At 31.3% G+C, this 23717-nt stretch carries 25 protein-coding genes and 1 pseudogene; 12 read left to right on the top strand and 14 right to left on the bottom strand.

Annotated elements, in window-relative coordinates; all coding sequences use genetic code 11:
• Positions 1-85: 85 nt before the first annotated feature.
• The 4 genes from lpdA to L2Z92_RS01665 all read right to left on the bottom strand — a co-directional run bounded on the left by lpdA (position 86) and on the right by L2Z92_RS01665 (position 2748).
• Positions 86-1489: a dihydrolipoyl dehydrogenase gene (lpdA, locus tag L2Z92_RS01650; RefSeq protein WP_236457118.1), complete on the bottom strand. Its 1404-nt coding sequence runs from the start codon at positions 1487-1489 to the stop codon at positions 86-88.
• 192 nt (positions 1490-1681) lie between these two features.
• A complete protein-coding gene (locus L2Z92_RS01655; RefSeq protein ID WP_236457119.1) occupies positions 1682-1873 on the bottom strand; it encodes a hypothetical protein in 192 nt (63 codons plus the stop codon).
• A 161-nt stretch (positions 1874-2034) separates the two neighbouring features.
• A complete protein-coding gene (locus L2Z92_RS01660) occupies positions 2035-2238 on the bottom strand; it encodes a hypothetical protein (RefSeq protein WP_236457120.1) in 204 nt (67 codons plus the stop codon).
• 51 nt (positions 2239-2289) lie between these two features.
• The gene (locus L2Z92_RS01665) at positions 2290-2748 is read right to left on the bottom strand and encodes an Lrp/AsnC family transcriptional regulator (protein ID WP_236457121.1); all 459 of its coding nucleotides are present in this window, start codon (positions 2746-2748) and stop codon (positions 2290-2292) included.
• Between the two features lie 150 nt (positions 2749-2898).
• On the opposite strand from L2Z92_RS01665, the gene L2Z92_RS01670 reads away from it, so the two are divergent.
• The 9 genes from L2Z92_RS01670 (at position 2899) to L2Z92_RS01715 (ending at position 12983) form a co-directional block, all read left to right on the top strand.
• Positions 2899-3534 (top strand): MarC family protein, encoded by a 636-nt coding sequence (locus L2Z92_RS01670; protein ID WP_236457122.1) that lies wholly within the window; start codon positions 2899-2901, stop codon positions 3532-3534.
• Between the two features lie 6 nt (positions 3535-3540).
• Positions 3541-4740 (top strand): aminotransferase class I/II-fold pyridoxal phosphate-dependent enzyme, encoded by a 1200-nt coding sequence (locus tag L2Z92_RS01675; protein WP_236457123.1) that lies wholly within the window; start codon positions 3541-3543, stop codon positions 4738-4740.
• Positions 4741-4823: 83 nt separating this feature from the next.
• Positions 4824-6181, top strand: a protein-coding gene (locus L2Z92_RS21430; protein ID WP_407647538.1) for an IS3 family transposase whose coding sequence is annotated in 2 segments (ribosomal slippage) — positions 4824-5304 and positions 5304-6181 — 1359 coding nt in all. Because the reading frame shifts where the segments join, the coding sequence is not laid out codon by codon here.
• 78 nt (positions 6182-6259) lie between these two features.
• On the top strand, positions 6260-7615 hold the full coding sequence (locus tag L2Z92_RS01690) for a M28 family peptidase (protein WP_236457124.1): 1356 nt from the start codon (positions 6260-6262) through the stop codon (positions 7613-7615).
• 124 nt (positions 7616-7739) lie between these two features.
• Positions 7740-9197: a Na+/H+ antiporter NhaC gene (gene nhaC, locus L2Z92_RS01695; protein WP_236457125.1), complete on the top strand. Its 1458-nt coding sequence runs from the start codon at positions 7740-7742 to the stop codon at positions 9195-9197.
• A gap of 138 nt (positions 9198-9335) precedes the next feature.
• On the top strand, positions 9336-11519 hold the full coding sequence (gene katG / locus L2Z92_RS01700) for a catalase/peroxidase HPI (RefSeq protein WP_236457126.1): 2184 nt from the start codon (positions 9336-9338) through the stop codon (positions 11517-11519).
• A 154-nt stretch (positions 11520-11673) separates the two neighbouring features.
• Positions 11674-12309: a peroxiredoxin gene (locus L2Z92_RS01705; RefSeq protein WP_236457127.1), complete on the top strand. Its 636-nt coding sequence runs from the start codon at positions 11674-11676 to the stop codon at positions 12307-12309.
• Positions 12310-12392: 83 nt separating this feature from the next.
• Positions 12393-12701 (top strand): thioredoxin family protein, encoded by a 309-nt coding sequence (locus tag L2Z92_RS01710; RefSeq protein ID WP_236457128.1) that lies wholly within the window; start codon positions 12393-12395, stop codon positions 12699-12701.
• Positions 12702-12725: 24 nt separating this feature from the next.
• Positions 12726-12983 (top strand): DUF6952 family protein, encoded by a 258-nt coding sequence (locus L2Z92_RS01715; RefSeq protein WP_236457129.1) that lies wholly within the window; start codon positions 12726-12728, stop codon positions 12981-12983.
• Positions 12984-13080: 97 nt separating this feature from the next.
• On the opposite strand, the pseudogene arsB reads toward L2Z92_RS01715, so the two are convergent.
• The 6 genes and pseudogenes from arsB to L2Z92_RS01745 all read right to left on the bottom strand — a co-directional run bounded on the left by arsB (position 13081) and on the right by L2Z92_RS01745 (position 16731).
• Positions 13081-14111: pseudogene (gene arsB, locus L2Z92_RS01720) on the bottom strand (ACR3 family arsenite efflux transporter).
• A gap of 14 nt (positions 14112-14125) precedes the next feature.
• Entirely contained in the window at positions 14126-14581 is a 456-nt protein-coding gene (locus L2Z92_RS01725; RefSeq protein ID WP_236457130.1) for a DinB family protein, read from the bottom strand.
• 91 nt (positions 14582-14672) lie between these two features.
• Positions 14673-15287, bottom strand: a complete 615-nt coding sequence (locus L2Z92_RS01730; protein ID WP_236457131.1) for an arsenate-mycothiol transferase ArsC — start codon at positions 15285-15287, stop codon at positions 14673-14675.
• A complete protein-coding gene (locus L2Z92_RS01735; RefSeq protein WP_236457132.1) occupies positions 15288-15902 on the bottom strand; it encodes a class I SAM-dependent methyltransferase in 615 nt (204 codons plus the stop codon).
• A 1-nt stretch (position 15903) separates the two neighbouring features.
• Complete coding sequence (locus L2Z92_RS01740) at positions 15904-16377, bottom strand: DUF6428 family protein (protein WP_236457133.1); 474 nt, start codon at positions 16375-16377, stop codon at positions 15904-15906.
• Positions 16378-16407: 30 nt separating this feature from the next.
• On the bottom strand, positions 16408-16731 hold the full coding sequence (locus L2Z92_RS01745; RefSeq protein ID WP_236457134.1) for an ArsR/SmtB family transcription factor: 324 nt from the start codon (positions 16729-16731) through the stop codon (positions 16408-16410).
• Positions 16732-16875: 144 nt separating this feature from the next.
• Here L2Z92_RS01745 and L2Z92_RS01750 point away from each other — a divergent pair.
• Positions 16876-18107 (top strand): IS3 family transposase gene (locus tag L2Z92_RS01750; RefSeq protein ID WP_236454916.1). Its coding sequence is split into 2 segments (ribosomal slippage): positions 16876-17236 and positions 17236-18107, totalling 1233 coding nucleotides; the frame shifts between segments, so codons are not numbered across the junction.
• Between the two features lie 56 nt (positions 18108-18163).
• Here the strand turns inward: L2Z92_RS01750 and rpsA are convergent.
• Positions 18164-19927, bottom strand: a complete 1764-nt coding sequence (gene rpsA, locus L2Z92_RS01755) for a 30S ribosomal protein S1 (RefSeq protein ID WP_236457135.1) — start codon at positions 19925-19927, stop codon at positions 18164-18166.
• A gap of 282 nt (positions 19928-20209) precedes the next feature.
• Between rpsA and L2Z92_RS01760 the strand changes: the two genes are divergently transcribed.
• Positions 20210-20581 carry a hypothetical protein gene (locus L2Z92_RS01760; RefSeq protein WP_236457136.1) on the top strand — a complete coding sequence of 124 codons (372 nt, stop codon included), beginning with the start codon at positions 20210-20212 and terminating at the stop codon, positions 20579-20581.
• A 3-nt stretch (positions 20582-20584) separates the two neighbouring features.
• Positions 20585-21088, top strand: coding sequence for a hypothetical protein (locus L2Z92_RS01765; RefSeq protein ID WP_236457137.1), 504 nt, complete (start codon positions 20585-20587; stop codon positions 21086-21088).
• 19 nt (positions 21089-21107) lie between these two features.
• Here L2Z92_RS01765 and cmk read toward each other — a convergent pair whose 3' ends face one another.
• From cmk to L2Z92_RS01780, 3 genes are read right to left on the bottom strand one after another with little or no spacing between them, the layout of a single operon-like run.
• Positions 21108-21791: a (d)CMP kinase gene (cmk, locus tag L2Z92_RS01770; protein ID WP_236457138.1), complete on the bottom strand. Its 684-nt coding sequence runs from the start codon at positions 21789-21791 to the stop codon at positions 21108-21110.
• A 29-nt stretch (positions 21792-21820) separates the two neighbouring features.
• A complete protein-coding gene (porQ, locus tag L2Z92_RS01775; protein ID WP_236457139.1) occupies positions 21821-22837 on the bottom strand; it encodes a type IX secretion system protein PorQ in 1017 nt (338 codons plus the stop codon).
• Between the two features lie 12 nt (positions 22838-22849).
• On the bottom strand, positions 22850-23701 hold the full coding sequence (locus tag L2Z92_RS01780; protein WP_236457140.1) for a hypothetical protein: 852 nt from the start codon (positions 23699-23701) through the stop codon (positions 22850-22852).
• Positions 23702-23717: the final 16 nt, after the last annotated feature.

Below are 23717 nucleotides of genomic sequence, written 5' to 3' on the forward strand. Positions count from 1 at the left end.
GAACAGTTATAAAAATTTATTTATTGTATAAAAAAAGCGGGTTCCTATTGACGAACCCGCTTATTGATATAGTACTAATACTTAATTACACATGTAATGGTCTATTATCTGTAGCAGCCATAGCAGCTTCTTTAATTGCTTCTGCAAATGTTGGATGCGCATGTGACATTCTTGAAATATCTTCCGCACTAGCTCTAAACTCCATTGCAACAACTGCTTCTGCAATTAAATCTGCACAACGTGCTCCAATCATATGCACACCTAAAACTTCATCCGTTTTAGCATCAGCCAAGATTTTAACAAATCCATCTGTATCTCCACCTGCTCTAGCTCTTCCCAAAGCTTTAAAAGGAAAGCTTCCCGATTTATAAGCTACACCAGATTCTTTCAATTGCTCTTCTGTTTGACCAACAGCAGCAACTTCTGGCCAAGTATAAACAACACCAGGAATCAAATTATAATCAATATGTGGTTTTTGACCTGCTAAAATTTCAGCAACCAAAACACCTTCTTCTTCCGCTTTATGTGCCAACATCGCTCCACGAACAACATCACCAATAGCATAAATATTAGAAACAGATGTTTGTAAATGATTATTCACTTCAACCTGACCTCTATCTGTTAACTTAACACCCGCATTATCTGCATTTAATCCATCAGTATATGGACGACGTCCAACAGAAACTAATGAATAATCTCCTTCTAAAGAAACAACCTCTCCTTTTGTATTTTCAGCTTCTACTGTTACTACATCTCCTGCTCTTTCTACAGATTTTACCTTATGCGATGTATAAAATTTCATTCCTTGTTTTTTCAACACCTTTGTCAATTCTTTAGACAAAGAAGCATCCATTCCAGGAATAATTCTATCCATATATTCAACTACAGAAACTTTCGCTCCTAATCTTAAATATACCTGACCTAATTCGATACCAATAACCCCACCACCAATAATTACCAAATGCTTAGGAACTTCTGGTAATTTTAATGCTTCTGTAGAAGTAATCACTCTTTCCTTATCTAATTTAATAAACGGTAAAGATGATGGTTTAGAACCTGTAGCAATAATTATGTTTTTAGACTCAATCACTTCTGATGAACCATCATTTTTAGTAACTTTTACAGTTGTTGCACTTTCAAAAGAACCAATTCCTTCAAAAACTTCAACTTTATTTTTATCCATTAGATATTTAACTCCACCAGATGTTTGATCAACAACAGCTTGTTTTCTAGCTATCATCTTTTCTAAGTTAACTTTAACATCTCCAGAAACCTCGATACCGTGATCTGCAAAGTGTTGCAATTCTTGATAATGGTGAGAAGATGCTAATAACGCTTTCGAAGGAATACATCCTACATTTAAGCAAGTACCTCCAAGTGAAGAATATTTCTCAATAATAGCTGTTTTCATTCCTAGTTGTGCGCAACGAATAGCTGCTACATATCCACCAGGACCTGAACCTATAATAACTACGTCAAATGAACTCATAGAATATATTTTATTTATGTTGTGTATTTAAAAATAATAAGATACAAAATTAAGGAATTATGTTTACAACATTTTAGTTTATTTGGAAAATATATCCATTTCAACTTTTTATCACATTAGAAACTTTTTTATATAAAAAAAATAGCCTTAATTTTCATTAAGACTACTTCTTCTATTTTCTTTTAAAATCTACTACATTTCTTCATTACAAGTATAAACTTGTAAACAAGCCATGTACATTTGGCAATAAGCTGGACCTGTTACAGAACCACTACATGAACATCCACACTTTGACATATCTATTTTTGCACTTCCTTCAATATTCTTTAAATTTTCTCTTGATAAAATTTCTACTCCAGAAATATTCAATAATTTACTTTTCATCTGTATTTGTTTTTTTTGTTAAAATTTTATCAAATATAACAAAAAATAAATACAAAACAAATAATACATCAAACTATTATTATCTAAATTAGACTATACTTATTTCAACAAATAAGCCACCTAGTAAACTAGATAGCTTATTACATTTATTATGTTGATAACTATATTGAAACATTATCGTCACAAGTATACACCTGAGGACATGCAAAATATCTACTACAGTAAAACGGACCTGTTACAGAACCACTACATGAACATCCGTATTTTGATAAATCTACATTTCCAGAAACACCACCTAAAATATTTTTTTGATTCTCTCTATTTAAGGTTACTACACCTTCAATTTTTAATAATTTACTTTTCATGATATAATTTGTTTATTGTTAATACTTTCAAATACAAACAATTAATTCAACTTATAATTTAAAAGCAGTTGTGTTTTTTACTTCTCCAATCATAAATGTACTATGTGTACTACCAATATGTTGTATCGTTGTTAATTTAGTAACCATAAATTCTCTATAAGCTTCCATATCTTTAACATAGATTTTCAAAATGTAATCATAATCTCCACTAACATGAAAACATTCCAAAACCTCATCTAGTTTTACAACTTCTTTCTCAAATTGAGAAATCAGATCAATATTATGCTGCGTTAGTTTTATATGACAAAAAACTACGAAATTTTTATCTACCTTTGATTTATCTAAAAGTGCAACATATTTATTAATTACTTGCTCTCGTTCTAGTTTTTTAATTCTCTCATAAACAGCTGTTACAGAAAGATGTAACTTTAAAGACAATTCTTTTGTTGTCCTTTTTGTATCTAACTGCATCAACTCCAAGAGCTTCTTATCAATGTCGTCTAGTTTCATTTGTTTATATTTTTAGTAAAAATACAAAAAAAGACTCTTCAAACAGAATAAACAACAACTATATCACAAAAAACCAGTTTATAAAACTGAAATTTAACTTTATCATTGATAAATATTCCTTTATTACATTAATTTGTAATAAAAAAAACAATGAATACTGCTTTTTCTTTTCTTTTCTTATGTTTGACTTCGTTTTTCACTCTAATCAATCCTCTAGGAACGATGCCTGTTTTTCTGGCTATGACATCTGACCTACCAAAAGACGAAAGAAACAAAACAGCAAAAAAAGCAACCTTATACTCCTTTTTCATCCTTTGTGGTTTTGCTTTTTCAGGACAACTACTATTTTCATTTTTTGGCATTTCTATAAATAGTTTCAAAATAGTTGGCGGTGCAATATTTTTCCTAATGGGAATGGATATGCTTCAATCAAGACTTAGCCCTTCAAAAATAAAAACCGAAGAAATAAATAGCTATGTAAGCGACATAACAATAACACCACTAGCAATACCAATGATATGTGGACCAGGAGCAATTACTAATGCAATTGTATTAATGGAAGAAGCAGACTCCATTTTAAAAATCGTCTTCTTATTTTCTTCCATATTAATTATAAGTTTCTTTACCTACCTTATTCTATTAAGCTCTTCAAGAATTATAAAAATAATTGGTCAAACAGGCATTAATGTAATGATGCGATTAATGGGACTAATTGTAATGGTAATTGCGGTAGAGTTCTTTTTTAGCGGTTTAATTCCAATTATCAATCAAATTAATTTTAAATAAAAATATATGAAATTCAATCCAGCAGACAAAATTCAAGATTTACAATACTTTGGAGAATTTGGAGGAGTTAACCCTTCAATTTCTGATTCATCAACCTATACTTTCTTATCAGCAAAAACAATGTTCGATACATTTGAAGGAAACGCAGAAGGTTGCTATCTATACTCTCGTCATTCTTCACCTAGTAATTTATACTTAGACAGAGCATTAGCCGCTATGGAAGGAACAGAAACAGCAAATGTTTCCGCTTCTGGAATGGGAGCAATAACACCAACTCTATTACAATTATGCGGAAATGGAGACCATGTTGTTTCAAGCAGAACTATATACGGTGGAACATATGCATTCTTAAAAAACTTTGCTCCGCGAATGGGAATACAAACATCATTTGTAGATATCACAAAATTAGATATCGTTGAATCTGCTATTACACCAAACACTAAAGTACTATACTGCGAAACAGTAAGCAACCCATTATTAGAAATTGCCGATTTAGCCAATCTCTCAAAAATTGCAAAAAAACATAATTTAAAACTAGTTGTTGACAATACCTTTTCACCTTTATCTGTTTCTCCTATTAAATTAGGAGCCGATATTGTTATTCATAGTTTAACAAAGTACATTAACGGAAGCAGCGACACTGTAGGCGGTGTTGTTTGTGCGTCGCAAGAATTTATTAATGACTTGAAAAATGTTAATTCTGGAGCAAGTATGCTTTTAGGACCAACAATGGACAGCATGCGTTCTGCTTCAGTAATGAAAAACCTAAGAACACTTCATTTACGCATCAAACAACATAGTTACAATGCTACTTATTTAGCAGAAAAATTTGAAAAAGACGGTTTAAAAACAGTTTATCCAGGACTAAAAAGTCACCCAAGTCATGAAGTTTACAAAAAAATGATTAATCCTGAGTATGGTTTTGGTGGAATGATGACAGTTGACGTTGGAAATTTAGACAAAGCAAACGCTTTGATGGAACTAATGCAAGAGCGTAACTTAGGATACTTAGCCGTAAGTTTAGGATTCTACAAAACGTTATTTAGCGCACCAGGAACTTCTACTTCTTCTGAGATTCCTTTAGAAGAACAAGTAGAAATGGGATTGACCGATGGACTAATACGTTTTTCTATAGGATTAGACAACGACATCGAAAGAACCTATCAAATGATGAAAGATTGCATGAAAGAAATTGGCATTTTATAATAAACACAACCTTATTTGTGATAAAATCCGATTACGAAAATGAACATGCCCCAAAAAGTTAGACACTATTTGGGGCATTTTTTATGGAAAGAAAAGTCAAGTATTCTTATGCATTTAAGTTAGAATGTGTAGAATTAGTATTAAAGAAACATTATTCAAATTTATATGTTTCAAAGTTAAAAGGTCCAGACGAATCTAATATTCGTAAGTGGATTAGATTTTATAAAAGCTATGGAAAAGAGGGTTTATTACCCAGGAGAAATCAAAGTTATTCAGCTGATTTTAAGCTAAAAGTATTAAAAACTATAGAAAAGGAATCACTTTCATTAATAGATACTTGTTTAAAGTTTAATATTCCTGATTTAGCTATTATTGTAAAATGGAAAAAAGATTTTGTTAACTTTGGTTTTGAAGGACTACAACCAAAAATTAAAGGAAGACCAAGATCTATGAATTTTAAAAGCAAAAAAAGCAAATCAGCTAAGCCACTAACCAGAGAAGAAGAACTTCTTAAGGAAAATGAAGCATTACGTTGTGAGAATGATTATTTAAAAAAGTTACAAGCCTTAATTCAGGCGGAAGAAAGAGCCAACAAGCGCTAGTCATAATGGAATTAAGGCATAAATATGATTTAAAAGTACTTTTAAATTATACAAATATGGCAAGAAGTAGTTTTTATTATCATCAAAAACAAAGTAAATTAAGTGATAAATATAGAGTAGTTAAAGAACTGATTAAATCGATTTATCACAAACATAAAGGTCGTTATGGTTATCGAAGAGTAACTGATGAACTTCAAAATAAAGGAATAATTATTAATCATAAAACAGTTTTCAGGTTAATGAAATTATTAGGATTAAAAAGCGTCATTAGAGTTAAAAAGTATAGATCATATAAAGGAGAGCATGGTAAAATAGCTCCTAATATTTTAGAAAGAAATTTTAAAGCAACAGCACCAAATCAAAAATGGGCAACTGATGTTACCGAGTTTAATGTCTCTGGAAAGAAGCTATATTTATCACCGATAATTGACTTATTTAATCAAGAAATTATTAGTTATGAGTTAACAGAACGACCTGTATTTAATCAGGTAGTTATGATGCTTAAAAAAGCATTTAAGAAAATACCAAATAAGACTAATTTAATTTTACACTCTGACCAAGGTTGGCAATATCAAATGAAGCACTATCAATATTTATTGAAACAAAAAGGGATTACACAAAGTATGTCTAGAAAAGCAAATTGTTTAGACAATGCCATTATTGAAAACTTCTTTGGAATATTAAAATCAGAGCTGTTTTATCTAAAAAAATACAAGTCTATTGAAGAATTAAAAAAGGAGATAATAGAATATATAAGTTATTATAATAATGAAAGAATTAAATCAAATTTAAACAAAATGAGCCCGATAAAATATCGAGCTCATTATTATCAAAATTAATTATAAATTTGTCTAACCTTTTGGGTGCAGTCTAAATTTAGTCAAACGGTTTTTTTTATCTTTGAAAAAATGCAGACTATGAAAAAAACCAATCTTATAGTATTATTACTTTTTTCCTACTTAGGACATACTCAAACCGATTCGAAAATTTACAACATCATTGATGAAGTTTCAGTAGAAAGAATAAAAAAAGACATTACAAAACTTACGAACTTCGGAACAAGAAACACTTTTAGCGACACCGTTTCTAACACACGAGGTATTGGAGCAGCAAGAAGGTGGATTAAAAAAGAATTCGAAAACATTTCAAAGAATTGCACAAACTGTTTAGATGTTTTCTATCAAAAAGATTTCGTTACTACCAATGATGGAGAAAGAGTCCCTAAAGATACTTGGATTGTAAATGTTGTTGCGATACAAAAAGGAACAAAATACCCAAATCGATTTGTTATTATGAGTGGTGATATTGATAGTAGGAATTCTGACACTATGGATTTTTCTACTGATGCACCTGGCGCAAATGATAATGCTACTGGTATGGCAGGAACAATAGAAGCAGCAAGAGTATTATCTAATTACAAATTCGAAAACAGCATCATTTATCTAGGACTTTCAGGTGAAGAACAAGGATTATTTGGAGGAAAAGGCTTTGCAACCTATGCCAAAAACAAAGGATGGGAAATTATTGGGGTTTTAAACAACGATATGATTGGAAACATTGAAGGAGTTGATGGTATTATTGACAATAGAACATTTCGAATATTCTCTGAGCCAACTCCAACAAACGAAACAGACAAAGAACGTAATCTAAGACGCTTTTATGGTGGAGAAGTTGACGGTATTTCAAGGCAATTAGCACGCTACATTGAAAAAACAACCAAAACATATATGCCAGAAATGAATCCAATGATGATTTATCGTTTGGATCGATTTGGAAGAGGCGGACATCATCGTCCTTTTAATGATTTAGGCTTTGCAGGTGTTAGAATTATGGAAGCACACGAAAATTACAACCGTCAACATCAAAACATTAGAGAAGAAAACGGTATAAAATATGGCGACATTTTAGAGGGCGTAAATTTTGAATACACAAAAAAGCTCACAACGGTTAACGCAATAAATCTAGCAGCATTAGCTTGGTCACCACCAGCACCTGAAAATGTTTTAATTGGAGGAATTGTTGAACCAAATGTAAAATTAAGATGGAAAAAAAGTGAAGACACAACCATAAAAGGTTATAAAATTTATTGGAGGCTCACCACTTCTTCACAATGGGAACACAGCAGATTTGTAGGAAATGTTGATAATTTCGAATTAAAAGGTATTATAATTGACAACTATTTCTTTGGTGTTGCAGCAGTTGGAGAAAACAATCATGAAAGTATTGTTGTTTTCCCAAATGACATCATAAAAAACACATTTAGAAAAAAGTGATTTTCACATATATACAAAAAATTAAGAAAAAAATCTAAATAATGAAAATTAAGTCATTTTTGAAGCTAGACATCTTTGTCATTACTAACTCTTTTTTCTATCTTGCATCCTCAAAAAACAATAAATGGATACTAAAATAAATTCAAATAAAGAATTAAGCATTTGGGAAGCTCTAATTCCTGTTTTTGCATTAATAGCAATGCTAGGTTATAACGTTTACATATTTGGTGACGATGCGCTAGGCGGAAGCAATCAATTTGTCTTACTATTAGGTGCTTCAGTTGCTGCAATCGTAGGCTTTTTCAACAAAGTATCTTACCAGAAAATGATTGATGAAGTTGCTGAAAACATAAAATCTACTGCTGGTGCCATTTTAATCTTACTAATGGTCGGTGCACTTGCAGGAACATGGTTAGTAAGTGGTATTATTCCATCGATGATATATTATGGTCTACAAATTTTAAGCCCTGCAATATTTCTACCAGCTACATTAGTTATTTGTGCAGTAATATCTATCGCGACAGGTAGTTCTTGGACTACTTCTGCCACTGTAGGTATTGCGCTTATTGGAATTGGAGGAGCACTTGGTTTTCCTCTTGGAATGATTGCTGGTGCCGTAATCTCTGGAGCTTATTTCGGTGACAAATTATCTCCAATGTCAGACACTACAAATTTAGCTCCCGCAATGGCTGGAACAGATTTATTTACCCATATTAAATATATGGCTTTAACAACTACTCCTACTTTTATCATCACATTAATTTTATTCATAATTTTAGGACTAACCGTTGATACAAATGGAATTGCAGATTCTTCAGGTTTACTTTTAGACATAGAAAAATCTTTCAACATTACCCCTTGGTTATTTTTAGTCCCTGTCGTTGTTATAGGTTTAATTATTAAAAAAACTGAACCTCTAGTTGCATTATTGGTTGGTACATTATTAGCAGGTATTTTTGCTATTATTTTTCAACCAGAAATTGTACTCATGCTTTCTGGTGGTAAAAACCTAAACTTTGCAAATGCATACAAAGGGATTCTAAATGCTATAACTACTGATTCTGTAATTCCAACAGAAAACGAAACCCTACAAGACTTATTTAAATCTGGAGGAATGCAAAAAATGCTTGGTACTATCTGGTTAATTGTTTGCGCAATGGTATTTGGAGGAATTATGGACGCAATTGGAGCATTAGCAAGAATAAGTCAAACTTTATTAAAAATGGCTAAATCTGTATTCGGATTATTCGCAGCAACTGTTGGTAGTTGTTTAGCATTAAACATTACCGCTTCAGATCAATATTTAGCAATAGTAGTTCCTGGGAAAATGTTCTCAAAAGCTTATGCAGACAAAGGTTTAGCTCCGGAAAACTTAAGTAGAACATTAGAAGATTCTGGAACTGTTACTTCCGTATTAATTCCTTGGAACACATGTGGTGCTTATCAATCTGGAACGCTTGGAGTAGAAACCTTAGACTATCTTCCATATGCCTTCTTCAACATATTAAGTCCATTCATGACATTAATTTTTGCAGCTTTCAATATAAAAATAAAACAATTAGTTTCAACTATTAAAGAATAATAAAACTATAACTAAAATCTATTTTAAAATAAAAATTAACCATTACTTAAAAGAAGTAGTGGTTTTTTTATTTGTATTTTTGGTAAACAAACAATTGATTTTCAAATCATTTATTAAAAAATATAAATTAGCACAATTATGGAACATTCAAACAGCTTGGGTAAATGCCCTTTTCATCAAAAAGAGGATATTATAACAACTGGAACAAATAATCAATATTGGTGGCCAGAATCATTAAACTTAGATATACTTCATCAGCACGATACAAAAACAAATCCATTAGGAGAAGGATTCAATTATGCAGCAGAATTTAAAAAAATAGATTTAGAAGCATTAAAAACAGATTTAAAAAAATTCATGACAGAAAGTCAAGACTGGTGGCCAGCAGATTGGGGTCATTATGGTGGACTTATGATTCGCATGGCTTGGCATTCAGCAGGAACCTACAGAGTCACAGATGGTCGTGGTGGAAGTAATACTGGAAACCAACGTTTTGCTCCATTAAGCAGCTGGCCTGATAATGCTAGTTTAGATAAAGCTAGACGATTGCTTTGGCCAATTAAAAAGAAGTATGGAAATAAACTTTCATGGGCAGATTTAATGATTTTAGCAGGAAATATGGCTTATGAATCTATGGGGTTAAAAACATTTGGATTTGCTGGCGGTCGTGAGGATATTTGGCATCCAGAAAAAGATATTTATTGGGGAGCAGAAAAAAAATGGCTAGATGAAACGAAAGAACGATATAATAATGACCAAAACAGAGAATCATTAGACAATCCATTAGCAGCAGTTCAAATGGGATTAATTTATGTTAATCCTGAAGGAGTTGATGGAAAACCAGATCCGTTAAAAACAGCAATTGATGTACGCACAACTTTTAAGCGTATGGCTATGAATGATGAAGAAACTGTTGCACTTACAGCTGGTGGTCATACCGTAGGAAAAGCACATGGAAATGGAGACGCTTCGATTCTAGGAAAGGAACCAGAAGCAGGTGAAATTGAAGAACAAGGGCTTGGATGGCATAATCCTACGAGAACTGGAGTTGGTGTTGATTCTGTAACAAGTGGACTTGAAGGTGCTTGGACAACAAATCCAACACAATGGGATAATGGATACTTCTATTTATTATTTACTTATGAATGGGAATTAAAGAAAAGTCCTGCTGGAGCTTGGCAATGGGAACCAATTAACATCAAGGAAGAAGACAAACCAGTAGATGCTTTTAATCCAAATAAAAGAAATAATCCGATTATGACAGATGCCGATATGGCAATGAAAATGGATCCTATCTATAGAGAAATATCAGAAAAATTCTATAAAAACCCTGACTATTTTACTGATGTATTTGCAAGAGCTTGGTTTAAATTAACACACAGGGATTTAGGTCCGAAAGACCGTTATTTAGGGACTGATGTTCCACAAGAGGATTTAATTTGGCAAGACCCAATTCCTAAAGTTACTTACACATTAACAGAATCAGAAATAGAAGATTTAAAAGAAAAAATTCTAAATAGTGGTTTATCAAGAACAGAATTAATTAACACCGCTTGGGATAGTGCAAGAACTTTTAGAAGATCTGATTATAGAGGTGGTGCAAATGGAGCCAGAATTCGTTTAGCTCCACAAAAAGACTGGATTGGCAATGAGCCTGAAAGATTACAAAAAGTACTAAATGTCCTAACTCAAATTCAGAGTGGATTAACTAAAAAAGTTAGTCTTGCAGACTTAATCGTTTTAGGAGGAAGTGTTGCAGTTGAAAAAGCAGCCCATGAAGCTGGAGTTGCAACACAAGTATCTTTCTTAGCTGGAAGAGGTGATGCTACTGCTGAAATGACAGACGCAGAGTCATTTTCTGATTTAGAACCAACGCATGATGCCTTTAGAAATTGGTCAAAAAAAGAATATGTTGTTAAACCTGAAGAATTAATGCTAGACAGAGCACAATTAATGGGCTTAACTGCTCCTGAAATGACAGTTTTATTAGGAGGAATGAGAGTCCTTGGAACGAATTACGGAGGAACTAAACATGGTGTTTTTACTGAAAACATAGGCGTTTTAAGCAATGATTTCTTTGTTAATTTAACAGATATGAAGTACTCGTGGAAGCCTACAGGAGAAAATTCCTATAATTTAGTTGATAGAAAAACAGGGAATACAAAATGGACAGCAACTCGTGCTGACTTAGTTTTTGGTTCTAATTCTATACTTAGAGCTTATGCAGAAGTGTATGCACAAGATGATGCAAAAGAAAAATTTGTAAAAGACTTTGTAAAAGCTTGGACAAAAGTGATGAATGCAGACCGATTTGATTTATAAATAAAGTAATTAGTTTCAGCTATCAAAGAACAACTCAATAATAGCTAAAAACTATTTTAAAATAAGAAATAACCATAACTTAATCCTAGTTATGGTTATTTTATTTATAATTTTGCCTTAAGAAATTAAAACAACAATTTAAACACAAAAAACTATGGCATTAGTAGGAAAAAAATTCCCAAACATCACTGTAGATGCAATCTCTGAAATGGGTGACAATTTAAGAATCAACGTTTTAGAAGAAGCTGTAAACAACAAGAAAAAAGTACTTTTATTTTGGTATCCAAAAGATTTTACTTTTGTTTGCCCAACTGAACTACATGCTTTCCAAGCTGCTTTAGGTGATTTCGAAAAAAGAAACACTATGGTTATTGGTGCTTCTTGCGACACAAATGAAGTTCATTTTGCTTGGTTAAATACTGCAAAAGACAACGGTGGAATTGAAGGAGTAACTTACCCTTTATTAGCTGACACAACTAGAAACTTATCTGCTTCTTTAGATATTCTTGATGCAGAATGGGTTTATGATGACAACATGGAAGAAGAAATCTTAGAAGGTTCTAATGTAACTTTCAGAGCTACTTATTTAATTGACGAAGAAGGAAAAATCTTCCACGAAAGTGTAAACGATATGCCATTAGGTAGAAATGTGAATGAATATTTACGTTTAATAGACGCTTATACCCACGTTCAAACTAAAGGTGAAGTTTGTCCTGCAAACTGGGAAGAAGGAAAAGATGCAATGAGTGCTGACAGAAACAGTACAGCTGCTTATTTATCTTCTCACTAATAAATTACTCTGTTTCGAGTTTCAAGTTCAATAAAGAGAACTTGAAACTTGGAACTATTTTAAAATCTTAAATTACAAAGAAAATGTTTACAGAAATAGAACAAGATAACCTAGCTGAAGTTATTGCTTCAAATGAGACTGTAGTTGTACAATTCTCTGCAACATGGTGTGGAAACTGCAGAATTATGAAACCGAAATTTAAAAAAATGGCTTCTGAAAATGAATCGATTCCATTTTTAATGGTTGATGCAGAAAAATTCCCTGAGTCAAGAAAATTGGCAACAGTTGATAATTTACCCACTTTTGCAACTTTCAAAAATGGAAAATTAGTAAATCAAACGCAAACTAATAAAGTTGAAGTCTTAACAGAATTAGTAAAAGAAGTAATCTAATATTTTTTTAAAAAATATAAAAAAATGAAAATACCTGTAATTAAACAGCTGACACAATTTATAGAAGATAACGATCAAGATTATCTAATTGAAACTATTGAGGTTTTAGAAAACTTAACCGAGGTCTCTTCTTTAAAAGACGAGGAGCTTGATGTACTAGGTGAACTTATTTCTAATATGTATGGAGCTCTTGAAGTTCATAAAATGATAAAAGATGGAGCTGATAAAAAAACAGCTTTAAATGATTTCATGAAACGTGTCTTAGGTTCTATAGATAAATAAAAGAAATTTATTTAAATATTCGAACCATTAAGACATTAAGAAAGATTCAGAAAAACTAAATGAAACTTAATATCTTAATGGTTATTTTTTATACAAATTATTTATAATATTTTTTCTTTAACCAAAAAGCTACATTTACCAATATAATCAAAGCTGGGACTTCTACTAAAGGACCAACAACTCCTGCAAAAGCTTGCCCACTATTGATTCCAAAAACCGCAATAGAAACTGCAATAGCTAATTCAAAATTATTCCCAGATGCCGTAAACGACAAGGCAACTGCATCACGATAGTTGGCTCCAATTTTCTTTGAAACAAAAAACATCAAGAAAAACATAACAGTAAAGAAGATTACTAATGGAATCGCTATTCGAACAACATCTAAAGGTAAATCAACAATCATTTCTCCTTTCAAACTAAACATCACAACAATTGTAAACAATAAAGCAATCAATGTAATTGGAGAAACAAACGGAATAAATTTCTGATTAAACCATTTATCTCCAACATATTTTTTAATAAAATAACGACTCGCAACGGCTAATGCAAAAGGAATTCCTAAATAAATCCCAACTGTTTTGGCTATTTCAGTAATTGTAATATCTAATTCTAAACCTTGTATTCCAAATAAAGGCAACATAACTTCCAAATAAAAATAAGCATACAAACTAAAGAAAAACACTTGCAACAGACTATTAATCCCTATTAAACCAGCTGTTAATTCTCTATTACCTTCTGCTAATTCATTCCATACAATAACCATTGCAATACATGGAGCAATTCCGATGATAATTAAACCTGTCATATATTCTGGATAATCTTTCAAGAAAAATGTCGCTAATAAAAACATTAAAAACGGACCAACAATCCAAGTAACAAAAAAAGAAATCCCAATAATTTAGGCTTTGCAAACATTAAAGGTACTTTTGAAAAATCAATTTTAGTTAAAGGTGGATACATCATTAAAACTAACCCAATAGCTAAAGGAATATTTGTAGTTCCAGAAGAAAATGAATTAATAAATCCAGCAGCATTTGGAATAAAAAAACCTGTTCCAACTCCAATTAACATCGCTAAAAAAATCCAAAGCGTTAAATATTTATCCAAAAACCCTAATCTTTTTTTCATTTTAATAGGTTTTATTATTTTCCATATTTGTTAATTATTGCCATTTGACCAGCGTGATAAGCCGTGTGAGAAACTATTCGCCCAAAAGCTTCTGCTTTGGTTTTTGCACCAAATTCATTTGTACTAATAGTTGTTTCCCAATCTTCTTCACTTTGTTTTTCTACAATTAACTTTAAAGAATCAAAAGAATAGATAACATAAGCTTTTAACTCTTGTAAATTTGTCCACTCACCAGTATCTTTTTTATCAATTACTGTTTTTGCAATAACTTTAACTTCTTTTGCTCCGAAAACATTTTTTGCAAATAACAATTCTACATCACCAATATGACGAATTAAAAAACCAACACTATTAACAGATGGTTCTAATTTTTTCATCAAATCTTCTTGTTTAAAATTTTCTAATTGATTTGTGAATCTTGTTCTAGATTCTATCCAAAGTTCTAATAAAAGCTGTGTTTTTGATTTCATAATTATAAAATTAAAATCCTAATAGATTCATTAACCGAAAATAGCAAGAGTTTTTACACTACTCTATTTTATTATTATTTTTTTGCAGCGACTAATTATTATTTTTTATTTGAGAAAAAACATAGTTCATTTCTGAAGCTATTTCTATACTTCTCTCTAAATATTTCACATCCATTAAATCTGTACCATCAAATATTTTTGGATCCTCGTAGCGAATTGGCAAACGTTTTTCTGCTCCAGCAATAAACGGACAACCTTCATCCGCAGACGAACATGTCATTATTGCTGCAAAATTCAACCTAGGATTAAATTCATCATCAAATGTCTTTGAAAAACAAATAATTGGAGGTTCATTTTCCGAATATTTTATGGCATACACAGGATTACTATCATCGCTCAATTTTTGAATTTGAAACCCTTGATTTTGTAATGTTACTGCTACTTTTGAAAACAATGCTGTAGCTTCCGTTCCGCCAGAATAGCAATTCACGTTATTAACACTATAATGAGAAGCCATTGTTTGTGCCCAAATTTGCGATAAATGACTTCTTCTCGAATTATGAGTACATATAAAGTTTAAATTTACAGCTTGCTTATTATCTACTTTTGACTGTACAAATTCAATTAACGGTTGTAAAACTTCCTTTCTTTCACTTGAAACTAGGATAAGTTTTTCTTCTATGATATTTTTAACTATTGAATACATTTATGACTTTTTATAATGACAAAAAATAAAATCTTGCACACTTTCAAATGGTGTTTCGTGTTCTTCAGTAAAACAGTTCTCTAATTGAAAGTCATTCTCGAAAACTGCTTCCATTTTTTCAACTGTATATTGTGTAATTGGCAAGCCACTACATTTCAAAGGTCCTTCATCTGAAAAAGCGCCAATAATTAGATTTGATTTATCTTTTAACGCTCTAACAACATTGTTTTTATATTTTTCAACTTCAGAATCTTCCAATAAAAAATGAAAAGAAGCTCTATCATGCCAAATATCAAATTCATTTTCAATCTGATAATCCAATACATCCGTAACTAAAAAGTTAACAAGCTTAGCCTTATCCCCTAGCCTTGCTTTAACTTTATTAATCGCATTTTCAGAAATATCTAACAAATAAAGATTTGTATATCCTAAGTCAATTAAATTGTCTATCAAAAAACTATCGCCACCACCAATGTCTATTATTTTAGCATCTAAAGACAATTTACAGGCTTTTATTAACTGCAATGATGTTTCTGGTTTTTCCTGAAACCAACTCACTTCTTTTTCCGATTTAGTTTCAAAAATCGTTTCCCAATGTTCTCTTTTATCACTCATATTAACAACATCCAGAATTCGGACTACATAAATTTTCTTTTTCTTTCCATTCGCCAATTTTAACTTTTGGTTTCTCAGTTGGAATTCCGCATTTATCTTTAGCCAAACAATTAGTTAATTTTGATACTAGCAAAAAGTTTTTCCCATCAAAATCAAGATCAAATTTACCAATAGTAGCTGCCATTTGATATTCAACCTCTATTTCTAAATCTTCAATCCCAATAATTTTCTCAGACAATTCAATAATATGAACTAATTTTTCTGGATGCAAACGATGATCATAGTCATTCTCTTCCCATAATTGAAAATTTACAACTTCTTCCTTTCGAACGGTTCCACCACAATCTATAAAATGCTTCGTAACTTTACCTACTTCCGTAACATGAAAATGATTCGGTACTAATTCTCCATTTGGTAATTGAAAAGCTATTGTTGCCAATTCTTTTAACGCGGTTTTAATTTCTGATAATTTCATAATTAAGTAATTTATTATTAGTATTTAACTTTAGCAACATTTGTTTTGTAGCTGATTTGATATTCCTTTAAAATGTTTTTCTATAATAGCAATAGTTGCTTCATTAAGACAATAACAAATTGCTGTACCTTCAATAGTTCCTTTTATGATATTTGCATTTTTTAGTTCTTTTAAGTGCTGAGAAACTGTGGGTTGTGCCAAAGGCAATACATTTACAATATCTCCACAAATACATGAATCAACGCTTAATAAATATTGAATAATCGCAATTCTTGCTGGATGCGACATTGCTTTAAACAAATTAGCTATTTCATTTTGTTCTTCTGTAAAACCCTCTGTTTTTGAAACTCCCATAATTTAATTATTATATTGCAATATTACAATACAACAATTGAACTACCAAATATTTTTAAAACAAAAAAAGCCCTGATAAAAAATCAGGGCTTTTACTATTTAAATGTCCCGTCCTGAAATAAGTTGACATAAAATCGACTTATTATGAATAAATCAGAAAACAGGCCAGCAAAGCGTAGTCAACGCGATTATAATCTGGGCTTTAAATTAGCTGTTATTTCTCAAGTAGAAAAAGGCGAACTTACCTATAAGCAAGCTCAAAAGAAGTATGGAATTCAAGGTAGAAGTACAGTTTTGGTTTGGTTAAGAAAATTTGGTAATTTAGATTGGAGTAACCCCAAGCTTTTGTTTATGGTCAAATCTAAAGAAACTCCAGCCCAAAGCATTAAAAGATTAGAGAAAGAATTAGCTGATGAGAAGCTTAAAAACACAGTGCTAAACACCATGATTGATATCTCAGATAGTCAATACGGTACTCAAATTAGAAAAAAGTTTTCACCCAAACCATCCGACGCATCCAACAAGAAGAAGGCATAAGTATGTCCAGAACTTGTAGATTGTTTGGGGTAAGCCGACAAGCTATTTATCAGCAGGAAGCACGTTGTTTAGAACGAGAGAAAGAATTATTAATAGTAAAGCAACTCGTTGAAAAACAAAGAAGAATTATGCCTCGATTAGGCACAAGAAAACTTTATTTTTTACTAGAACAATCTTTTGTTGAAAATAGAATTAAAATCGGGAGAGATGCATTTTTTGCTTATTTGAAAAGAGAAAAAATGCTAGTTAAACCAATGAAAAATTACACAAAAACCACCTTTTCTAAACACTGGTTACGTAAGTACCCCAATTTATTTAAAGATATCGATATCAACAGAATAGAACAGGTTTTTGTTAGTGACATAACTTATATAAAATCTAATAAAAGAACTCATTATCTATCATTAGTTACAGATGTTTTTAGCAGAAAAATAGTTGGTTATCATTTGAGTGATGACATGAGTGCAGAAAGTGTGGTTAAGGCCTTAAGAATGGCAGTAAAAAACAGAAAAACAAACCTTCAATTAATACATCACTCAGACAGAGGTTTACAATATTGTTCTAAAATTTATCAAAATGAATTAACCAAAAATAATATTATTGCTTCTATGACCGATGGCTATGATTGTTATCAAAATGCTCTAGCGGAAAGAATAAATGGTATTCTAAAACAAGAATTCCTCATATACAAATGTAAATCAGGTGATGAACTTAACCTTTTAGTTAGAGAGTCTGTGGAATGCTATAATAGTAAAAGACCTCATTTGAGTTTAAATATGAAAACACCTAACTTTGTATATGAAAAAACCAGTGAAGTTAACTTCACTGGTTTTAATTAATTTATTGTAAAACTCGTCAACTTATTTTAGGACGACTCAAAAAAAGAATCTAGTGATTATTTTTCACCTTTTTCCATTTTCGCTTTTAATTCAGCTAATGCATCGATATCTCCTAAAGTAGATTTCTCAACATTATTGTTTGAAGAATTATTTTCTACAGATTTAACTGCTTTTTCTTCTTCTTCACGGAAGATAGCTGTGTGAGAAGCTACAACTCTTTTGAATTCTTTATTGAATTCGATAACTTTAAAGTCAGCTGCTTCACCTTTTTTCAATTTTTTACCATCTTCTTTTTCTAAGTGACGAGTAGGAATAAACGCTACAACATCATCTCCGAAATCTACAGTAGCACCTTTATCTACGATTTCACCGATAGTACCGTTATGAACAGTCCCAACAGCGAAAGCAGCTTCATGCTTATCCCATGGATTTTCAGTAGTTTGCTTATGACCTAAAGATAACTTACGACCATCAACATCTAACTCTAACACCACAACTTCCATATTGTCTCCAACATTTACAAATTCTGATGGATGTTTGATTTTTTTAGTCCAAGATAAATCAGAGATATATACTAAACCATCAATACCTTCTTCTAATTCTACGAAAATTCCGAAGTTAGTAAAGTTTCTTACAATACCTGTATGTCTAGAAGCAACAGGATACTTAGCAGTAATATCTGTCCAAGGATCTTGTGTTAATTGCTTAATACCTAATGACATTTTTCTATCTTCTCTATCTAAAGTTAAGATAACTGCTTCAACTTCATCTCCAATTTTCATGAAATCTTGAGCAGAACGCAAATGCGTAGACCAAGACATTTCAGAAACGTGGATTAAACCTTCAACACCTTCAGCAACTTCGATGAAAGCACCGTAATCAGCTAAAACAACTACTTTACCTTTTACTTTATCACCAATAGCTAAATCAGTACTTAAAGCATCCCATGGATGAGCATTTAATTGTTTTAAACCTAATTGAATTCTTGTTTTCTCATCATCGAAATCAAGGATTACAACGTTTAATTTTTGATCTAATTCAAGAACTTCACTTGGGTGATTAATTCTAGACCAAGAAAGATCAGTAATATGGATTAATCCATCTACACCACCTAAGTCAATAAACACACCGTAAGAAGTAATGTTTTTAACCACACCTTCTAAAACTTGTCCTTTTTCTAATTGACCAATGATTTCTTTCTTTTGTTCTTCGATATCAGCCTCAATAAGTGCTTTATGAGAAACTACTACGTTTTTGAATTCGTGGTTGATTTTCACAACTTTAAATTCCATAGTTTTGTTTACATACTGATCGTAATCTCTAATTGGTTTAACATCAATTTGAGAACCTGGTAAGAAAGCTTCAATACCAAATACATCAACGATCATTCCACCTTTAGTTCTACATTTTACGAAACCATTAACGATTTCTCCAGATTCATGTGCAGCAATAACTCTATCCCAAGCTTTGATTGTACGCGCTTTTCTGTGAGATAATACTAACTGACCTGTTCTATCTTCACGAATATCGATAAGCACTTCTACTTTATCACCAACTTTTAAGCTAGGATTGTAACGAAATTCATTTAAAGAGATAACACCTTCAGACTTAGCATTGATATCAACGATAACGTCTCTATCTGTAATTCTAACTACAGTACCATCTACAACTTCGTCATCTTTTGTATCGATGAATGTTTTAGATACTAAATCTTCAAATTCTTCTAAGTTTTTTTCATCTACTACATCAATACCTTCTTCGTAATTGTGCCAGTTAAAATTCGCTAAAAACTCTTCTTGTGTTTTATTAATTTCAGACATTTGCTGATAAAAAATTTGTATGTTGTGTTCTTATAGAGTTTCTTATACAGATTAAAAACTACAACAGTGTTTACATAAATGATTGATACCTAATGGAAACTCAACTCCGTCAAAAGGTGTGCAAAATTACAAATAAATTATTAATTACCAAAGATTTGTAGATAGAAAAGTAGATTTAAACAATGAGATGCGAGAATAAAGAAAATTGACTCAAAAAAAGAAATTAAGTTTTTAAAAACAGTAGTACTATTTTGTAGATTTACATATAAACAATCAAGAACCATGAGTTTACTATTATCTTTAATACACAAAAGCAACAACTCATCAGCGAAAGAGTTTGAAAAACTAATCGACAATTCTCATAACAATTTATTTGGTTTCGAAATTTGGAGAAATGAACTTTGGGGAAATAAAGTTATAGAAGAACTGAATTGCCACTTGCTATTCTCTCTAAAAAAACAGGACCTATTCTTATTTGACAATGATTTGCTAATTCTTAAAAAGGAATGCGAAATCATCTATAACAATATTGAATACATTTCAACTTCAACCACTATTGAAGCTGATGCTATTTCATTTCGAATAGGCAACCTAGAGGAATACATAAAAAAAGCATTAAAGTACCAATCATTAATAGGTTTAAATATTTCTTAAAAAATGAACATTCAAAAACCACTAATACATATTCTCTGGACCACATTTGATACTCTGCCTGTTTGGAATAAAAATGGTAATTGGGATGAATTCGCTAAAAAATATCAAATTTTAAAAGAAAACAAAATTGATTTCACAACTTCACACAAGCACTATAGCAAATACAACAACCAAATAGGGAAACCTACAACAAGATTTCTATCTGACAAAGCAATTATTAAACTAGAAGCCGATATTTTAAACTTAACGAAACCAAATGCCGACCGAATTATTAATGAACTCAACATTGTTCACATAAAAATAACCAATGTATTTGTAGAGATACTATTATTTTCAGATGAATTGGATATTAATCAAAAAATTGCACGTTTAAAAAGTAGAACAGCTACATTATTACATTTTTCATTTCCTGAAGAGTTTCTAGGAAAAAAAACATGGAGCAAAGGATATTGGCAATCTACTTTTAAAAAGAATCAAAAATTAGCATTAAATATTTTAAATAAATAATCATTTATTTAAAGCTATACTACACCTTCTCCTGAATCAAATTCATCACTAGATCGAATTGCTCTCGTTTAGACAATGCCGAATTATTAATCTCAATAGCTCCTTCTGCTTTTACTAATGGAGAATCTTCCCTATGTGTATCGATATAATCTCGTTGTTGTACATTTTCTAATACTTCATCATAGGTTACTTTTTGGCCTTTTTCAATTAATTCATCAAAACGTCTTTGGGCTCTTGTTTCCGCAGAAGCATTCATGAATATTTTTAACTCAGCATCAGGAAAAACTACAGTCCCAATATCTCTTCCGTCCATTACAATGGCTTTATCTTTACCCATTGCTTGCTGCTGCTCCACCAACTTGGTTCTTACTTCTGAAATCTCAGCAATTTTACTTACATTTCGAGACACTTCAATTGTTCTAATAGGCTGTTCTACATTCTCACCATTCAAGTACATTTCTGCAAATCCTAAGTTTGAATTGAATTGAAATTGTAATTTAACATTAGGCAATTGAGAAATTAGCGCTTCTTTATTCAAAAAATCCTCAGAAACATATTCGTTTTGCATAGCAAAGTAAGTTACCGCTCTATACATCGCACCCGTATCAACATAAACATATCCTAATGTTGCTGCTAATTCTTTTGCTAAAGTGCTTTTTCCTGTTGACGAAAATCCGTCTATTGCAATTGTAATTTTTTTCAATGTATTCTATTTTTCTTATTCTAATTTCCTTATTCTAGATCTATTGTTAAACCAAACAAATTAGTACTTGCAGCAAGTGTGTACCTAGAATAGGAATAATCAAACTTAATTTTACCAAAACGTAAACCAAAACCAGCAGAAATCCCTGCAAATGTTCTTTGATCTACTATACTTAATTCTTGCCCTCTTCTAAAATTATACCCTAAACGAATATTAAATCCTTTTTCAGGAAACAACTCTGCTCCTAAAATTACATGTCGTAATGCATTGTTAAAAAACGAAACTTTTTCTTCTTTTGATTCTCCGTCTAATGTGTTTTCAGTTCTATTTGGATTCGAAAAAGCGATATTCCATTGTTGTAAGTTTTCTAAAGTAAGATGCCAACGAACTGGTACATTTTCGACCAATTGAGAAATACCAGCATCTATAGACAGTGGTAATTTTTCTCTCACATCTTGATAGGGTGTAATTTGAAAACCTAAATTACGAACTGTAAATCCATAATTAATATCATTCTTTTCATCGACATATAAAAAACCTAAATCAACTGCTGTACCCCATGAATTGTAAGATTCTAAAGTAGAAGAAATCAATTTCACGTTTGCACCAACATACATATTTGTCCATGGAACATTATATGCATACCCAAAAGACAAAGCAGCTTCACTACCCGTAAAATCGGATGTTAGATTACCCAATTCATCTCTTCCTTCAAAGGTTCCGTAATTTATATAATTGATTCCTGCATGAAAAGTTTGCACATGTCTATCCCAAGTATAAGCATAGGCAGCAGTACCATAGGAAACTTCCCCATAATAGTTTCCGTAATTTGCAGACAAACGTTTGTGCATTTTTGAATTAATTGTTGCTGGATTATAGAATGCTTGATTCACATCATGATCCACAACTGTCACTGTTTTTCCTCCTAAGGCTGCTTGCCTTGGAGATTGTGCTAAATTCAAAAATTGATATACATATTTACCTCCAATTTGCGCTTGACAAAAAGCAACTGAAAAAATAAACAATAACTGTAATCTTAATTTCATTCTTATTTTGAATTACCAACCTGTAATTAATAACTTTTTCGCTGATTTTTCGCTACATTTTTGATATTTAGCGTAAGCTTTCGCAGCAGCAGCAGCAATTTTCTGCTCATCATTCGTGTTACAATATACATTTATTGCATCATGAATTGAATATGCTTCTGGACACATTAGTCCAGTAATCCAAACTAATGGATTTGATTTACACTCTTTTATGAATGGCAAAAAAAATATTTTACTATAGCATGCTAATATAATACAATCTCTTACTTTATTGTCTACATTTTTAATTTCTTCTTCAATTTTAAAATCCATCAAGCCATCATGACCAATATATCCTAATAAATTTGAATTTCCATTAACACCAATCACTTTATTATTTACCATTAAAGTATCTTTCATTTGTCCGGAACAACTTTTCAAAAAATCAACAGTACATTGTTTAATATATTTACCGTTGTAAGCATCTGCAACAAGATAATTCTCTTTTGACGTGTGTTTAAAAACCAATCTTTCCATTTTAACACTATCAATCTGAGAAGATTTAATCAATTTCCATTCCTTACTTTTCTTAAAATAAGTTTTCACACCATACCCACAACCCCAATATAGATTATTCTTAGGATCTTGTCCGTTTCCAATCCCCTTTGGCACAGGTACAATTCCCTGATATTTATTATCGCACAAAGCTACTAAAATATGAATAACTTTTTCAGTTTTATTATCAAACGTAGCATTAGAAGTCAAATTCACTTCTTCTATACTAGAAATTGATTTTGAAATAAACTTCTCTTGAATTGAATTCTCATTCTCCCTCTTATCACAAGAAAAGAAGAAAAGCAAGAAAAAAACAAAATGATAAGTCATACAAAATTGATTTAAA

This window comes from Flavobacterium jumunjinense (assembly GCF_021650975.2).
Lineage (GTDB): Bacteria > Bacteroidota > Bacteroidia > Flavobacteriales > Flavobacteriaceae > Flavobacterium > Flavobacterium jumunjinense.

Bases quoted from the DNA above. Each gene is read 5' to 3' on its own strand.
- lpdA (WP_236457118.1), bottom strand. From the start codon at position 1,489: ATGAGTTCATTTGACGTAGTTATTATAGGTTCAGGTCCTGGTGGATAT.
- L2Z92_RS01655 (WP_236457119.1), bottom strand. From the start codon at position 1,873: ATGAAAAGTAAATTATTGAATATTTCTGGAGTAGAAATTTTATCAAGA.
- L2Z92_RS01660 (WP_236457120.1), bottom strand. From the start codon at position 2,238: ATGAAAAGTAAATTATTAAAAATTGAAGGTGTAGTAACCTTAAATAGA.
- L2Z92_RS01665 (WP_236457121.1), bottom strand. From the start codon at position 2,748: ATGAAACTAGACGACATTGATAAGAAGCTCTTGGAGTTGATGCAGTTA.
- L2Z92_RS01670 (WP_236457122.1), top strand. From the start codon at position 2,899: ATGAATACTGCTTTTTCTTTTCTTTTCTTATGTTTGACTTCGTTTTTC.
- L2Z92_RS01675 (WP_236457123.1), top strand. From the start codon at position 3,541: ATGAAATTCAATCCAGCAGACAAAATTCAAGATTTACAATACTTTGGA.
- L2Z92_RS01690 (WP_236457124.1), top strand. From the start codon at position 6,260: ATGAAAAAAACCAATCTTATAGTATTATTACTTTTTTCCTACTTAGGA.
- nhaC (WP_236457125.1), top strand. From the start codon at position 7,740: ATGGATACTAAAATAAATTCAAATAAAGAATTAAGCATTTGGGAAGCT.
- katG (WP_236457126.1), top strand. From the start codon at position 9,336: ATGGAACATTCAAACAGCTTGGGTAAATGCCCTTTTCATCAAAAAGAG.
- L2Z92_RS01705 (WP_236457127.1), top strand. From the start codon at position 11,674: ATGGCATTAGTAGGAAAAAAATTCCCAAACATCACTGTAGATGCAATC.
- L2Z92_RS01710 (WP_236457128.1), top strand. From the start codon at position 12,393: ATGTTTACAGAAATAGAACAAGATAACCTAGCTGAAGTTATTGCTTCA.
- L2Z92_RS01715 (WP_236457129.1), top strand. From the start codon at position 12,726: ATGAAAATACCTGTAATTAAACAGCTGACACAATTTATAGAAGATAAC.
- L2Z92_RS01725 (WP_236457130.1), bottom strand. From the start codon at position 14,581: ATGAAATCAAAAACACAGCTTTTATTAGAACTTTGGATAGAATCTAGA.
- L2Z92_RS01730 (WP_236457131.1), bottom strand. From the start codon at position 15,287: ATGTATTCAATAGTTAAAAATATCATAGAAGAAAAACTTATCCTAGTT.
- L2Z92_RS01735 (WP_236457132.1), bottom strand. From the start codon at position 15,902: ATGAGTGATAAAAGAGAACATTGGGAAACGATTTTTGAAACTAAATCG.
- L2Z92_RS01740 (WP_236457133.1), bottom strand. From the start codon at position 16,377: ATGAAATTATCAGAAATTAAAACCGCGTTAAAAGAATTGGCAACAATA.
- L2Z92_RS01745 (WP_236457134.1), bottom strand. From the start codon at position 16,731: ATGGGAGTTTCAAAAACAGAGGGTTTTACAGAAGAACAAAATGAAATA.
- rpsA (WP_236457135.1), bottom strand. From the start codon at position 19,927: ATGTCTGAAATTAATAAAACACAAGAAGAGTTTTTAGCGAATTTTAAC.
- L2Z92_RS01760 (WP_236457136.1), top strand. From the start codon at position 20,210: ATGAGTTTACTATTATCTTTAATACACAAAAGCAACAACTCATCAGCG.
- L2Z92_RS01765 (WP_236457137.1), top strand. From the start codon at position 20,585: ATGAACATTCAAAAACCACTAATACATATTCTCTGGACCACATTTGAT.
- porQ (WP_236457139.1), bottom strand. From the start codon at position 22,837: ATGAAATTAAGATTACAGTTATTGTTTATTTTTTCAGTTGCTTTTTGT.
- L2Z92_RS01780 (WP_236457140.1), bottom strand. From the start codon at position 23,701: ATGACTTATCATTTTGTTTTTTTCTTGCTTTTCTTCTTTTCTTGTGAT.